At 69.0% G+C, this 13,031-nt stretch carries 15 protein-coding genes and 1 pseudogene; 8 read left to right on the forward strand and 8 right to left on the reverse strand.

All coding sequences use genetic code 11. From position 1 onward, the window contains the following. Positions 1-340: 340 nt before the first annotated feature. Both GFH49_RS28340 and GFH49_RS40505 read right to left on the reverse strand, forming a co-directional pair. Positions 341-661 (reverse strand): MafI family immunity protein, encoded by a 321-nt coding sequence (locus tag GFH49_RS28340; RefSeq protein ID WP_155058897.1) that lies wholly within the window; start codon positions 659-661, stop codon positions 341-343. 31 nt (positions 662-692) lie between these two features. Continuing rightward, positions 693-845 (reverse strand): annotated as a pseudogene (locus GFH49_RS40505) (integrase); the annotation flags it as partial. Positions 846-1,116: 271 nt separating this feature from the next. Between GFH49_RS40505 and GFH49_RS28345 the strand changes: the two are divergent. After that, positions 1,117-1,875, forward strand: a complete 759-nt coding sequence (locus GFH49_RS28345; protein WP_155058963.1) for a PIG-L family deacetylase — start codon at positions 1,117-1,119, stop codon at positions 1,873-1,875. A gap of 81 nt (positions 1,876-1,956) precedes the next feature. Here GFH49_RS28345 and GFH49_RS28350 read toward each other — a convergent pair whose 3' ends face one another. From GFH49_RS28350 to GFH49_RS28370, 5 genes are read right to left on the reverse strand one after another with little or no spacing between them, the layout of a single operon-like run. After that, positions 1,957-2,205 carry a hypothetical protein gene (locus tag GFH49_RS28350; protein ID WP_230396543.1) on the reverse strand — a complete coding sequence of 83 codons (249 nt, stop codon included), beginning with the start codon at positions 2,203-2,205 and terminating at the stop codon, positions 1,957-1,959. Between the two features lie 53 nt (positions 2,206-2,258). After that, entirely contained in the window at positions 2,259-2,447 is a 189-nt protein-coding gene (locus GFH49_RS28355; protein ID WP_155058898.1) for a toxin-antitoxin system HicB family antitoxin, read from the reverse strand. A 41-nt stretch (positions 2,448-2,488) separates the two neighbouring features. After that, positions 2,489-2,746: a DUF397 domain-containing protein gene (locus GFH49_RS28360; RefSeq protein WP_155058899.1), complete on the reverse strand. Its 258-nt coding sequence runs from the start codon at positions 2,744-2,746 to the stop codon at positions 2,489-2,491. Further along, positions 2,739-2,927 (reverse strand): DUF397 domain-containing protein, encoded by a 189-nt coding sequence (locus tag GFH49_RS28365; RefSeq protein WP_155058900.1) that lies wholly within the window; start codon positions 2,925-2,927, stop codon positions 2,739-2,741. The genes GFH49_RS28360 and GFH49_RS28365 overlap by 8 nt, the downstream gene beginning before the upstream one ends. A 9-nt stretch (positions 2,928-2,936) precedes the next feature. Further along, positions 2,937-3,788, reverse strand: a complete 852-nt coding sequence (locus GFH49_RS28370) for a helix-turn-helix domain-containing protein (protein WP_155058901.1) — start codon at positions 3,786-3,788, stop codon at positions 2,937-2,939. Positions 3,789-3,988: 200 nt separating this feature from the next. Here GFH49_RS28370 and GFH49_RS28375 point away from each other — a divergent pair, with 200 nt between their 5' ends. From GFH49_RS28375 to GFH49_RS28405, 7 genes are all read left to right on the forward strand, one after another. After that, positions 3,989-4,432, forward strand: a complete 444-nt coding sequence (locus GFH49_RS28375) for an ATP-binding protein (RefSeq protein ID WP_155058902.1) — start codon at positions 3,989-3,991, stop codon at positions 4,430-4,432. A 33-nt stretch (positions 4,433-4,465) separates the two neighbouring features. Next, entirely contained in the window at positions 4,466-5,239 is a 774-nt protein-coding gene (locus tag GFH49_RS28380) for a Uma2 family endonuclease (protein WP_230396544.1), read from the forward strand. Positions 5,240-5,661: 422 nt separating this feature from the next. Further along, positions 5,662-6,675, forward strand: coding sequence for a C40 family peptidase (locus GFH49_RS28385; RefSeq protein ID WP_328288296.1), 1,014 nt, complete (start codon positions 5,662-5,664; stop codon positions 6,673-6,675). Positions 6,676-6,736: 61 nt separating this feature from the next. Then, entirely contained in the window at positions 6,737-7,180 is a 444-nt protein-coding gene (locus GFH49_RS28390; protein ID WP_155058904.1) for a helix-turn-helix transcriptional regulator, read from the forward strand. 10 nt (positions 7,181-7,190) lie between these two features. Further along, complete coding sequence (locus GFH49_RS28395; RefSeq protein WP_155058905.1) at positions 7,191-7,604, forward strand: VOC family protein; 414 nt, start codon at positions 7,191-7,193, stop codon at positions 7,602-7,604. Positions 7,605-7,729: 125 nt separating this feature from the next. Further along, positions 7,730-10,096: an ATP-binding cassette domain-containing protein gene (locus GFH49_RS28400; RefSeq protein WP_155058906.1), complete on the forward strand. Its 2,367-nt coding sequence runs from the start codon at positions 7,730-7,732 to the stop codon at positions 10,094-10,096. Positions 10,097-10,376: 280 nt separating this feature from the next. Then, complete coding sequence (locus GFH49_RS28405; protein WP_155058907.1) at positions 10,377-11,084, forward strand: phosphatase PAP2 family protein; 708 nt, start codon at positions 10,377-10,379, stop codon at positions 11,082-11,084. Between the two features lie 126 nt (positions 11,085-11,210). Here the strand turns inward: GFH49_RS28405 and GFH49_RS28410 are convergent, their stop codons facing one another. After that, positions 11,211-12,776 (reverse strand): FAD-binding oxidoreductase, encoded by a 1,566-nt coding sequence (locus GFH49_RS28410; RefSeq protein ID WP_155058908.1) that lies wholly within the window; start codon positions 12,774-12,776, stop codon positions 11,211-11,213. Positions 12,777-13,031: the final 255 nt, after the last annotated feature.

Below are 13,031 nucleotides of genomic sequence, written 5' to 3' on the forward strand. Positions count from 1 at the left end.
CAGGTCACGAACCTGGCCGGTGGGACTCAGCGCCCAATTGGCCAGCGAGCGCCGCGAGCCGCCGTACACCACCTCCGTGGACAGGACCCAGTGCCCGGCGTACAACCCCTCCGGTTCCCAGTAGCGTTCGATGGCGGGCTGTCCAGGGGAAGCGTCGGTGAACGTGCTTCTTGAACGTGCTTCTTCCGCGCTGACGGAACGGGCAGTGCTGCGCGGGCCTCTGCTCGCAGCGCTGTCCGGCGCCTCCCGCGAGGCGTTCACGAACGGCACGTCGGGCGATTGAGGCGGCTGCGAGGTCGGCCAGTGCTCTGACCGGGAAGGGGTTCGCCGGGTTGGCGGGTCATTCCTTCTCGGAGGCAGCTGCGAGACGGCGGCGGCACAGGTCAGCCGCCGTGAGGTGGGATTTGTGCAGCGCATCGCTGTAGAGCCGCATCTCACGGGCTGCTCGGTCCAGGTGCTGCCAGAAGGTGAGCGGCAGGTCGAGGTCGTCACCGAGATCGACGAGACAGCCGAAGGCGAGCTCCAGCTCGTTGTGCTCCAGGAACTCAAGCGGCGCTGAGAGGTCGATGTTCGGCAGGCCCGTCAGATGGACCCGGGCAGCGTCGAGGTGGCCACGGGTCCGGTTCCAGCTGGACTGAAGTGCCTCGCGATCAACGGTCATGGCGTCAGTGTCGCCGGTGCTGCTCGTATGGTCACGCGGCTTTCGCCGGTCGCCCGCCCCACCGGATGCCCTTCTCACTACGGATACGGGCGCGCTCACGTCGTTGGGCGGCCAGCACGTCGGGATGCCGGGCATCGGTGTTCCGCCAGCGCAGGCAGGCGTGCAGGGCGCGGGTTTGCGCGGTACCGCCCCCGTTCGGAGGAACTGACCGGAGTGACCTGGCCGTTGCGGCAGCCCGTCGCCCAGCGATTGGCGGGCGACCGCTACACCGCCGTCTGCCGCACGGTCACCGCTCCGACTGTGTCATGGTCAGCGCCCAACGGATCGTGTCCGCCGAGGCATCCACATCCACGCCGAAAGATCCCGTGACCACGTCGGCGGGCATGGTCACCGAATGGGACTTGTGAAGTCGTACATGAGTATCGGTACTCAAGGGAGGCGGTCGATCGATGCCCGTGTCGGTGCCGAGCCTGCTTGCGGTCTTCGCTCATCCGGACGACGAGTCGCTGTCCTCCGGCGGAGTACTCGCCCGGCACGCCGCCGCGGGTGCCCGGACCGGTGTTGTGACGGCGACCTGGACCGAGGGCACCCGGCGCGCTGCGGAACTCGCCGAGGCGCTGCGGATTCTGGGCGCGGGCGGACCGCGGATGCTCGGCTACGCCGACGCCCGGGTGCCGGAGTCGGCGCCGGGCGGGTTGAGGTTCCTCGATGCGCCGCTCGACGAGGCGGTGGGGCGGCTGGTGGTCCATGTCCGGCAGTTCCGCCCGGAGATCGTGGTCACCCATGACGCGTACGGCGGGGTGACCGGCCACCCGGACCATGTGCACACCCACCGGGTGACCGCGCTCGCGGTCCAGGCGGCCGGGCTGGAGCGGCTCTATCCGGACGCCGGTGAACCCTGGCGGCCGAGCGCCCTCTACCTGGCCACGCACCCGCATTCGGCCGTCGGGGCGCTCAGCGAGTTCGCCCATGCGGGCAGGGCCCTGAGGACGGTCCCCGACGAGCTGATCACCGCGACCGTCGACGTGAGCCCGTGGCTGGCGCGGAAGTGGGCTGCCGTACTGGCCCATCGCACCGAGGTGGAGCGGGGCGCCGCGCCGGGCCTGCTCGCCGGTTTCCCGACGGCCGTCCGGGAACGGTTCCTCGCCACCGAGTGGTACATCCGCCACGAAACGATCTCTGCCGCTCCGACGCAGACGGAACTGACCGCTTGAGAAGCGATGCCGGGCCTCGAAGTCCAGTCGATCTCCGCGGATGGGTTCCGTCCGTCGGCGGAGCGTTGGGAGACCGTGCGGTCAGAGATCGAGGACTGCGCGCAGAGCCTGATCGATGCGTGCGAGGGCGTCCGGTCCGATGTTGCCCAGACAGGTGCCGTCGTGGAAGCGCGCCGTCTTGAGCTGGGTGATGTTGAGGGCCACGGCCACGGCTTCGAGAGGGGCTTTCAGGTGCACCGACATAATGGTGTCCGGATAGGCCCCGGGCGGATGCAGGACGATGGCGAGGCAGGCGCCGAAGGTCTCGTCGAGCCCGTCGAGGCTGACCACGCAGACAGTTCGTTCACCTTGGGCGCCCTTGACCTGCCAGATGTCACCTCGATTCACCACGCGTCGCCGTCGCCGTCCAGATCCGGGCGATAGCCGGCTGCGGCCAACTGCCTCGCTGCGTCGAGTGTGATCTGCCGACGGATCAGGCGGTCTATGAACGCGGAGACGTTGCCTTCAGGGGCGTGCGTGCGAACGTAACCGGCGGTTTCGTCGGAAAGCGACACAGTGATCTTCGTGGTCATACTTGCATCATACCCGAGTCGTACCATCCTGGTGGTTGGCTTCATTCCTGCGCGCTCGCGATTCCCTCTACGCCCTCCACGAAGTGGTCGAACTCGCCCGCCTGTACGCCGAGTACGAAGGCGTCCCACTTGCGGCGGTTGGTGGTGACGACGGTTTCCGGGGCGCTGGTCTCGCGGAGGTAGACGGGGGCGTCGCCGTCGTCGCCCTCGCCGAAGGCGATCTCGATCCAGGGGCCGGGTCCGGTGGCGTCGGGTGGGGCGGCGCGGGTCCAGGTGAGGTTCGGGGGGATGTCAGGCACGGTGCGGGTCCTTCTTGAGGGTGGTGAGGAGGGTGTCGAAGGCGGCCGGGGTGGCCGTGAGTATCGCGCCGGTGGGGTCGCTGCTTTCGGTGAGATGGATCGTTTTGGCGGTGGTAGCGACATGGACGCAGGACTCGCCCTCGCCGCAGTACGAGGACTTCTGCCAGGGGGTGGTGGACATGTATGCCTCTCAGAGGGACTGGATGACGCTGTGGATGAGGGCCCGTGATTCCAGCTCGATCAGTGCGAGGGCCATCAGGCGGTCCAGGACCTTTCGGTACTTGTCGAGCTGCGCCTCGGCGTTCAGCAGGGTGATGCCGTGCGACTGGTCGAGCTGAACGGTGTCGAGCTGCGGTACAGGCCCGTGGACGTAGTAGATGGGCTGGCCCGCTCCGGGGTAACCGCCGGCGTCGAACGGGATGACGTGGATTGAGATGTTGGGGTGCTCGCCCATCTTGAGAAGGTGTTTCAGCTGCTGCTTGGTGACCTCCCGTCCGCCGAATCTCATGCGTAGGGCGGCCTCGTGGATGATCGCCTGATACGGGATCGGCTCCTTCCGGAAGAGCACCGCTTGGCGCTTGATGCGGAAGGATGCGCGGTGCTCCACTTCGGGAGGTGAGAGCTCGGGCACGACCTGGCGGAACACCTCGCGTGCGTGATCCAGCGTCTGGAGAAGACCGGGGATGCCTGACGTGTGGGCGGTGCGCAGGGCGGTGCCGTGGGACTCCAACTCGGAGAGGTCCAGCAGTCCGGACGGCAGGATCTCCCGGTACTCCTCCCACCAGCCGCGTCGGCGTTCGCCGGTCATCCCTGCGATGGCTTCGACGAGTTCCTTGTCGGGGCAGTCGTATTGGCAGGCCATCGTGCGCACACGCTCCGCGCTCACGGCGAGACGTCCGGTTTCCATGTTGCTGACCTGAGCCTGCTTGATGCCGAGGAGCCGGGCGGCCTCCGTCGACGTCAGGCCCGCGCGCTCGCGCAGCTTGCGCAGTTCAGCGCCGAAACGCAGTTGCCGCGCCGTCGGGTTGGTCCTCACGGGCATGCCCGTCGCTCCTCTGTACTGCGTGTCACCCACACAGGTGGTATCAGAAATTCTCGCTCCGAATGGGATGAATAGTATATGCCTTGTGGCTATTTTGAGTGCGGCGCCACTTCGCCCAGAAGTGCACCGCTCGACGGATCGGCAGGCCACTGGGCAACCGTACGCACGCTCTCAACTCCCCTCAGTGATCGGAGACTTCCATGGCCACCGTATCCCCGTCCTGGGCCTACACCCTGCAACTCCCGCACGATCCACGCGCACCGGGGATCGCCCGCGCCACCCTGCGTACGGTCCTCGCCGCCCATGGCCTCGCCGGTGTCACCCCCACTGCCGAACTCCTGGCCGCCGAACTCCTCGCCAACGCCCACCGTCATACGGCCGGCCCGTACGCCCTCCGGGTCCGCCCGATGGATGCCGAGCGCCTCCGGGTCGCGGTATGGGACACGGACCCGAGGGTCCCGCCCGGGTTCGCCGTCGACGGCGACCTGCCCGCCGTGCCGCCGGATGACGCGGAGGGCGGTCGGGGCCTGCGGCTCGTGCGCGCGTGCGCGGACTCCGTCGGAGCCTCCGTACTGCGGGAGCTGGGGGCGTCGAAGGGCGGGAAGCTGCTGTGGGCCGAGTGTCAGTGGGGTGACCTAACGTAGTGGTACGTGATCGGAGCGTGTAGGAGGGGTGGCGTGACCAAGGTTGAGCAGCGGCGCAGGAAGCCCGCACAGTACGGTGGATGCGACGCCGAGCGGGATGTCGGACCTCCCAGCGAACCCGGTCGTGCGGTCGAGGACACCGAAGCGGTGGAGGGACGGAGGCAGCGAGCCATGTCCGTGTCGCCGGGCGGCCTGCCCCATCTGCGACCCCGTCCGGGGAATCTGCGCGAGATCGCAGAGAAGATCGAGGAGGCGACGGGTCTGCGGGTGCAGATCATGGGAGGGAAGCTCGTGATGTCCCCGACTCCGCGCGGGAAGCACGCGGGAGTGGTCTACCAGCTTGAGGAGTTGATCAGGCCGAAGCTTCCGCCGGAGCTCGTCGCGCCGGTAGTGTCGTCCATCGAGATGCCGGATGATCCGGATGACTTCGTGACGCCGGACCTCCTGGTCTGCCCTCGGGAGTTCCTGGAGTCGGATGACTGGTTGTTGGACCCCCAGGACATCGAGCTCGCTGTCGAAGTCATCTCCCAGTCCGAGAAGTCCCGCCAGATCCGGGACAAGGCCGACTGGTACGCCGTCGCCCGCGTTCCCGTCCTCCTCGTCATCGACCCCCGAAACGGCACCTGGGCCCTGCACACCCGTCCGGACAACGGCGCCTACCAGGACGTACTCCCCGGCAAGTTCGGAGAAGCCATACGACTGCCCGAGCCGATCGGCATCGAGGTCTCCACCGACGGCTTTCTGCTGTACGGCACTACACCGCGCCGGAGCGGAGGGGGCGGAGGGCGCGAGGGCGGCGGGGGTTGACGCACCTCCGTTCCGTTCTCCATGCCGACGTCGCTCCGCGCACCGCATACCCGACGGCCCGCGGCCTCAGCGGCCCGTCGGCACCGCCCGCAGAATTCGCGGGCGGCATCCGCGGCGGGCCGTGCCCCTTCGGTGTCACCGCCGTCGCCGCACCCACCGCGATGGGCCGCTCGGGGTGGGGCGTTGAGCGTCGTGGGCCAACTCCCTTGAAGCGCCGGTCCGTTGTGTCCGTTGTACCAACTCGCCGCGCTCTCGCAGCCGTATGCAGCAAGGCCGCGCATGCCCCGGCTTCAGCGCAGGGGCGAGTGGGAGTGTTCCGGGTGGAGGTGGTCGCTCTGTGTCGCGATGCCGCCGGTTGCGGGGCTTGCCAGGGGGGAAGCTCCTAAACTGGCGCGAGCGGACACCCGGTGGGCGAGGGGCGGTTGACGGTGCGTAAGGCATGGATCGTGGCGGGCGCCGTGTTCGCGGCGGGGGTCAGCTTCATGATGCTGCTAGTCGCGGGTGTCTACCTCGTCGCGGGGAATCCTGCCGAGGGGGATGGCGGGGGCACGAGGACGCTTGCCGAGGGGGCCGTGCCCGCCGAATATCAGCCGCTCGTGCAGAGGTACGGCAATATGTGCCCCGCCATCAACCCCGCGCTGCTCGCCGCCCAGCTGTATCAGGAGAGCGGGTTCAATCCCAACGCGCAGAGCCCGGCGGCGGCGCAGGGGATAGCGCAGTTCATTCCGGGGACCTGGGCCACGCACGGCGTCGACGGCGACGGCGACGGGGACCGGGACGTGTGGGATCCGAACGACGCGATTCCGTCGGCCGCCTCGTACGACTGCGCGCTCGCCTCGTATGTGGAGGACGTGCCGGGGAACGCGACGGAGAACATGCTCGCCGCCTACAACGCGGGGGCGTACGCGGTCATCCGGTACGGGGGGGTGCCGCCGTACTCGGAGACCCAGAACTACGTGAGGACGATCACGACGCTTGAGGACAGCTTCGCGGCGCCCGTGACCCGGGTGGATCCGTCGGAGCAGGCCGCCACCGCCATCGACTACGCCCAGAAGAAGCTCGGCACACCCTATCTGTGGGGTGGGAACGGGACCGCCGACCAGGGAGGGCGGTTCGACTGTTCCGGGCTGACCAAGGCGGCGTACGAGAGCGCCGGGATCACGTTGCCCCGGGTCGCCAACGATCAGTACAACGCCGGACCGCATCCCCCGCGGGACGAGCTGCTCCCCGGGGACCTGGTGTTCTTCTCGGACGACCTCACCGATTCGCGGGCCATCCGGCACGTGGGGATCTATGTCGGCGGCGGGTACATGATCGACGCGCCCCGGCCGGGGGCCGTGATCCGGTTCGACCCGATCGACACCCCCGACTACTTCGGGGCGACCCGGGTCACCGAGGACGGTGGGGCGGCGTTGGCGATGGCTGGGCAGGGATGACGGGGCGGGGATGGCTGGGCTGGGATGACGGGGCGGGGATGGCGGTCGTAGGCTCTCGTACGTGACCGGCCCACCCGTCCCGGAACAGCGCCTGCGTGATCTCGCGCGGCTGCGCCGGGTCCGCGACCGGATCGACCGGGAGTACGCGCAGCCGCTGGACGTCGAGGCGCTCGCGCGCGGTGCGCACATGTCGGCCGGGCACCTCAGCCGGGAGTTCCGGGCCGCGTACGGGGAGTCGCCGTACAGCTATCTGATGACGCGGCGCATCGAGCGCGCGATGACGTTGCTGCGCCGTGGCGACCTCTCCGTCACCGAGGTCTGCTTCGAGGTCGGCTGTGCCTCGCTGGGCACCTTCAGCACCCGCTTCACCGAGCTGGTCGGCATGCCGCCGAGCACCTACCGGCGGCTCGCGGCGAGCGCGACGGAGGGGCTGCCGGCGTGCGTGGCCAAGCAGGTGACCAGGCCGGTCAGGAATCGAGAAGCGGCACCGGTGAGCCGTCGCTAGCGTGATGTCCATGGACATCACCATTCACACGAGCTTCCTTCCGCAGGACGACCCGGAGGCCGCGCTGGCCTTCTACCGGGACGCCCTCGGCTTCGAGGTCCGCAGTGACGTCGGACAGGGCACGATGCGGTGGATCACGGTCGGTCCTGCCGGGCAGCCGGGCACGTCCATCCTGCTGGCGCCGCCCGCCGCCGATCCCGGGATCACCGAGGAGGAGCGGCGCACCATCGCCGAGATGATGGCCAAGGGGACCTACGGCTGGATTCTGCTGGCCACCCGGGATCTCGCCGGCACGTTCGAGAAGGTGCAGGCCAGTGCGGCGGCGGAGGTGGTTCAGGAGCCGACGGAGCAGCCGTACGGGGTGCGGGACTGTGCGTTTCGGGATCCCGCGGGCAACATGGTGCGGATTCAGGAAGTGAAGTGAGCGGGACGCTCCGCGGGTAGTGCCGCGATGGTTTGTCGCTTGTCTGCGGGGCCGTTGTGGCTGGTCGCGCAGTTCCTCGCGCCCCTGACGGGGCGCCGCCGTACCGCCCATGAAAGGGAGACACGATGAGCAGGGCTACGTCGCACGCTGCCGACCTTCACGACATGATTCGTGTGCACGGGGCGCGGGAGAACAATCTCAAGGACGTCAGCATCGAGATACCCAAGCGGCGGCTGACGGTGTTCACCGGGGTGTCCGGGTCGGGGAAGAGTTCGCTGGTGTTCGACACGATCGCCGTGGAGTCGCAGCGGCTGATCAATGAGACGTACAGCGCCTTTGTTCAGGGGTTCATGCCGAACCTGGCGCGGCCCGAGGTCGATGTGCTCGACGGGCTGACGACGGTGATCAGCGTCGATCAGCAGCGGATGGGTGCCGATCCGCGGTCCACGGTCGGTACCGCCACCGACGCGAACGCGATGCTGCGCATCCTCTTCAGCCGGCTCGGCGAGCCGCACATCGGGCCGCCGAGCGCGTACTCGTTCAACACCGCCACGGTCCGGGCGGCCGGTGCGATCACCGTCGAGAAGGGCAACAAGAAGGCGGTGCGGGCGACTTACGAGCGCACCGGCGGCATGTGCACGCACTGCGAGGGCCGGGGCAAGGTCTCCGACATCGACCTCACGCAGCTGTACGACGACTCCAAGTCGCTCGCCGAGGGCGCGTTCACCATCCCCGGCTGGAAGTCGGACAGCCAGTGGACGGTCGGGCTCTACGCCCAGTCGGGCTTCCTCGACCCGAACAAGCCGATCCGCAGGTTCACCGAGCAGGAGATGCAGGACTTCCTCTACGGCGAGCCGACGAAGGTGAAGGTCAACGGCATCAACCTCACCTACGAAGGGCTGATCCCCAAGATCCAGAAGTCGTTCCTGTCCAAGGACAAGGAGGCGATGCAGCCGCACATCCGGGCGTTCGTGGAGCGGGCCGTCACCTTCACCACCTGCCCCGAGTGCGACGGCACGCGGCTCAGCGAGGGCGCCCGGTCGTCGAAGATCGGGAATATCTCCATCGCGGACGCCTGCGCGATGGAGATCCGCGACCTGGCCGAATGGGTCCGCGGCCGCAAGGAACCGTCGGTGGCGCCGCTGCTGACCGCGCTGCGGCAGAGCCTCGACTCGTTCGTGGAGATCGGCCTCGGCTATCTCTCGCTGGACCGGCCCGCGGGCACGCTGTCCGGTGGTGAGGCGCAGCGCGTCAAGATGATCCGCCACCTCGGCTCCTCCCTCACCGACGTCACGTACGTCTTCGACGAGCCCACCATCGGCCTGCACCCGCATGACATCCAGCGCATGAACAACCTGCTGCTGCGGCTGCGGGACAAGGGCAACACCGTGCTGGTCGTGGAGCACAAGCCGGAGGCGATCGCGATCGCCGACCACGTCGTCGACCTCGGCCCCGGTGCCGGTACGGCGGGCGGCACCGTCTGCTACGAGGGCACCCTCGACGGCCTGCGGGCCTCCGGCACCATCACCGGCCGGCATCTCGACGACCGGGCCGCGCTGAAGGAGACGGTGCGGACGCCGAAGGGCGCGCTGGAGATCCGCGGGGCGACGGCGAACAACCTCCAGGGCGTCGACGTCGACATCCCGCTCGGCGTGCTGACCGTGGTCACCGGCGTCGCCGGATCCGGCAAGAGCTCGCTCGTGCACGGCTCGATCCCCGCCGACCAGGGTGTGGTGGCGGTCGACCAGACCCCGATCCGCGGTTCCCGGCGCAGCAACCCGGCGACGTACACCGGACTGCTCGACCCGATCCGCAAGGCCTTCGCCAAGGCCAACGGCGTGAAGCCGGCGCTGTTCAGCGCCAACTCCGAGGGCGCCTGCCCCACCTGCAACGGCGCCGGTGTCATCTACACCGACCTGGCGATCATGCAGAGTGTCGCCACCACCTGCGAGGACTGCGAGGGGAAGCGGTTCGACGCCTCGGTGCTGGAGTACCGGCTCGGCGGCCGGGACATCAGCGAGGTGCTGGCGATGTCGGTGACCGAGGCCGAGGAGTTCTTCGGCGCCGGCGAGGCACGTACGCCCGCCGCGCACACCATCCTCGACCGGCTCGCCGACGTCGGCCTCGGCTACCTCACCCTCGGCCAGCCGCTCACCACGCTGTCCGGCGGCGAGCGGCAGCGGCTCAAGCTGGCCACGCACATGGGCGACAAGGGCGGCGTGTACGTCCTCGACGAACCGACGACCGGTCTCCATCTCGCCGACGTCGAGCAACTCCTCGGCCTGCTCGACCGGCTCGTCGACGCCGGCAAGTCCGTCATCGTCATCGAGCACCACCAGGCGGTCATGGCGCACGCTGACTGGATCATCGACCTCGGACCCGGTGCCGGGCACGACGGTGGCCGAATCGTGTTCGAGGGCACTCCCGCCGAACTCGTCGCCGACCGCTCCACCGTCACAGGTGAGCACCTTGCGGCGTATGTCGGAGGCTGACCGGCGAGTGGTCGGCGCGGAACGCGCAAACCCCGCGGGTATGGCCTGAACCGATCTCTCCACAGAGCGTCAACCACCCCCCTGAGCTGCGGTGATGAGTCTCTCTTCGATAACGTCTGAGTGATCATTCGGTGGAGTGTGGAACGTATCAACAGGGGACGTGCGTTCCTGGTGACGTAGCCGAGCGGACGTCTGGCGGAAGCGGATCTACATCCACGGGGGTGGCAAGTTCGGCGTACGCACATGTGCGCCGGGAGAGACGACGAAGGGGCCGCGCACTATGGCTGGACTCGCCGAATACGGGTCGAACCCCGACGTCGAGCTGCTTTACGACATCAATGGCCTCGCCAAGGACGCGCCCGGGTGGTTCGGCCGGGGTGTGGAATTCGTCGGCGAGTTCGGGCTGTTGATCGCGATGGGGCTGCTGGTGCTCTGGTGCTGGTGGACTGTGCGGCGGCGCGGTGGTGCTGATGCGGCGTCTTCTGTCGCCGCGCTGGTGTGGGCGCCGCTCGCCGCCGGGATCGCGGTGCTCGTGAATGTGCCGATACGGGGATTTGTGGAGCGGCCCCGGCCCTTTCTCGACCATCAGGGGCTGGAAGTCCTCGTGGAGGGGAAGACCGATTTCTCCTTTGTGAGCGATCACGCGACGATCGCCATGGCCATCGGGGCCGGTCTGTTCGTCGCGAACAGGAAATTCGGTATCGCGGGGATCGCGCTGGCCTTCGTCGAGGGGTTCTGCCGGGTCCTTATGGGTGTGCACTATCCGACGGATGTCGTGGGCGGGTTCGCGCTCGGCACGGCCGTGGTGTTGTTGCTGTCGCCGCTTGCGATGGCTTTGCTGACGCCGGTGATGACGGCGGCTGAGGGGTCGAGCAGGGCGTCTTGGCTCATCCGGGGGCGGGGGAGAGCCGCGGGACTTGAGGGAGCTGTGATTCCTGGGGCTCGGGCCGAGTCGGCGGATGCGGCTGAGCGGGACCTGGCGGCGTAAGCGCTCCGCTGGAGGGCTGATGTGTCGGGTGCGGGTGCGGGCGCGGGTACGGGTGCGTTGTGGCTGGTCGCGCCCACGCGGCGGAGCCGCACATTGGCAGAGCCCCGCGCCCCTTTGGGGCGCTGCCTACAGCGCCTGTGGGTATGTGAAGAACCTCTTCGGGTCGTACTGCCTCTTCAAGCGCTGCAGGCCGGGGGCCGCGTCCCCGTAGTACGCCTTGCGCCAGTTCTTCAGGTTCGGGTCCGTGTAGTTCTGGTAGGCGGCGCCGGAGGCGTAGGGGCGCATGGCGGTGTGAGCCGAGGTGAGCCAGGACTGGGCTGTCGTGCCGGGGGTGCCTGCTCGCCAGGAGGCGATGTACTGGGCCAGCATGCGCGAGCGGCGGTGGACGAAGGCCGTGGCGGTGGGGGAGACGCGGTTGACGGCGCCGCCCAGGGCGGTGAGCTGGACGCTGCCGGCGCCTCCCTGGACCGAGGCCAGCTGGGACAGGAGCTGCTGGATGCCGTTCGCCGGGAGTGAGGCGTCGAAGAAGTCCGACTTCGCCGCGTAGGTCTCGCGGTTCAGGGCGCCTTCGGGGGAGCGGCCGGGGGTGGCGCCCGGGAGGTGGCACTGGGCGTCCGACGCGAAGGACGAGCATCCCGCGTAGAGCTCCATCGAGGCCTCGTAGGAGCGGCGCTTCAGGGAGACGCTGGTCGCCGGGGAGCCTATTCGGTCGGCCAGCCGGTCCACCGCGTTCTGCAGTTCGCCGTACGTGCCGAGGGAGAAGGCCGCGACGGAGACGGTCGGGGTGCCGCCCACCGCGTTGGCGATGTGCAGGGAGGACCAGATCTCGTCGGGTTGGCTCGGCCCCCACTCCTGCCAGGCCCGCACCACCGCCGCCGCCTTCGACCACGGCCAGCTCAGATACGCCGACACCGCCTGCGGGGCCGGGTGGGTCTTGAACCGCAGTTCCGTCACGACACCGAAGTTGCCATTGCCCGCGCCGCGCAGCGCCCAGAACAGGTCCTTGTTCTCGGCGGCGTTGGCTGTCAGCTGCTTGCCGTCCGCCGTGATCAGGGTGGCCTGGGTGAGGCTGTCGCAGGTCAGGCCGTACGCCCGGGAGACCACTCCGTGGCCGCCGCCCAGGGCGAGGCCGGAGACTCCCACCGTCGGGCAGGAGCCCGCAGGGATGGTCACGCCCTTGGCGGCGAGGGAGCGGTAGACGTCGATCAGCTTGGCGCCGGCGCCGACGACGGCCGTACCGCCGCTCGCGCGGACCCGGCTGAGCTTCGACACGTCGACGATCAGCCGGCCGTCGCCGGACGACCAGCCCGCGTACGAGTGGCCGCCGTTGCGGATCGCCACCCGGAGGTCGTGGGCCCGGGCATAGGCGAGGGCCGTACGGATGTCGTCGGAGTGGGCCACGTACGCCACCGCGACCGGCTTCAAGCTGTCGAAGCGGGTGTTGTAGAGTTGGCGGGCCGCCTTCCACTGCTCCTCGCCGGGGCGGACCAGGGTGCCGTCGAGGTCCTCGGCCAGGCCGGACCAGTTCTGCGCGGCGGCGGGCGTGGTGACGGTGGAAGCGGGCCTGCCCGTGGTGGTGGCGGCGGTGGTGGTGGTGCGGGTGGCGCCCGACGTTCCCTCGCTGCTGCATGCCGCTGTCGTCAGTCCCGCGAGCGCGGCCGTGCCGCCTGCGATGAACGTACGCCGTTCCATGTGCGCCTCCCGTCGGCTTCCGTCGGCTTTCGTGGAGCGAGACGGGGCCCCGGGGGCGCGGGTTCCACAGCGGGCCGTCGTGTGACAAGAACGCGGTCATGTCACAGGACAGGATGCCGGAGTACGGCCCGACGTGCCGGAACGGCGTCACTACCCGGGTGCGTTCGCGTGGCCCTTCGCGTCCGTCCTGGCCTGGCTGCGGGCTCTGCGGGCGGGGCCGCGCCAGCCGCAGCTGCATCGAGCTGTGCAGAACTT

The sequence above is a fragment of the Streptomyces blattellae genome (genome assembly GCF_009709555.1).
Classification (GTDB): domain Bacteria; phylum Actinomycetota; class Actinomycetes; order Streptomycetales; family Streptomycetaceae; genus Streptomyces; species Streptomyces blattellae.

Excerpts from the sequence above, each read along its gene's own strand:
- GFH49_RS28395 (WP_155058905.1), top strand. The coding sequence starts at position 7,191 with ATGGACATCACCATTCACACGAGCTTCCTTCCGCAGGACGACCCGGAG.
- GFH49_RS28370 (WP_155058901.1), bottom strand. The coding sequence starts at position 3,788 with ATGCCCGTGAGGACCAACCCGACGGCGCGGCAACTGCGTTTCGGCGCT.
- GFH49_RS28375 (WP_155058902.1), top strand. The coding sequence starts at position 3,989 with ATGGCCACCGTATCCCCGTCCTGGGCCTACACCCTGCAACTCCCGCAC.
- GFH49_RS28400 (WP_155058906.1), top strand. The coding sequence starts at position 7,730 with ATGAGCAGGGCTACGTCGCACGCTGCCGACCTTCACGACATGATTCGT.
- GFH49_RS28355 (WP_155058898.1), bottom strand. The coding sequence starts at position 2,447 with ATGACCACGAAGATCACTGTGTCGCTTTCCGACGAAACCGCCGGTTAC.
- GFH49_RS28340 (WP_155058897.1), bottom strand. The coding sequence starts at position 661 with ATGACCGTTGATCGCGAGGCACTTCAGTCCAGCTGGAACCGGACCCGT.
- GFH49_RS28405 (WP_155058907.1), top strand. The coding sequence starts at position 10,377 with ATGGCTGGACTCGCCGAATACGGGTCGAACCCCGACGTCGAGCTGCTT.
- GFH49_RS28410 (WP_155058908.1), bottom strand. The coding sequence starts at position 12,776 with ATGGAACGGCGTACGTTCATCGCAGGCGGCACGGCCGCGCTCGCGGGA.
- GFH49_RS28365 (WP_155058900.1), bottom strand. The coding sequence starts at position 2,927 with ATGTCCACCACCCCCTGGCAGAAGTCCTCGTACTGCGGCGAGGGCGAG.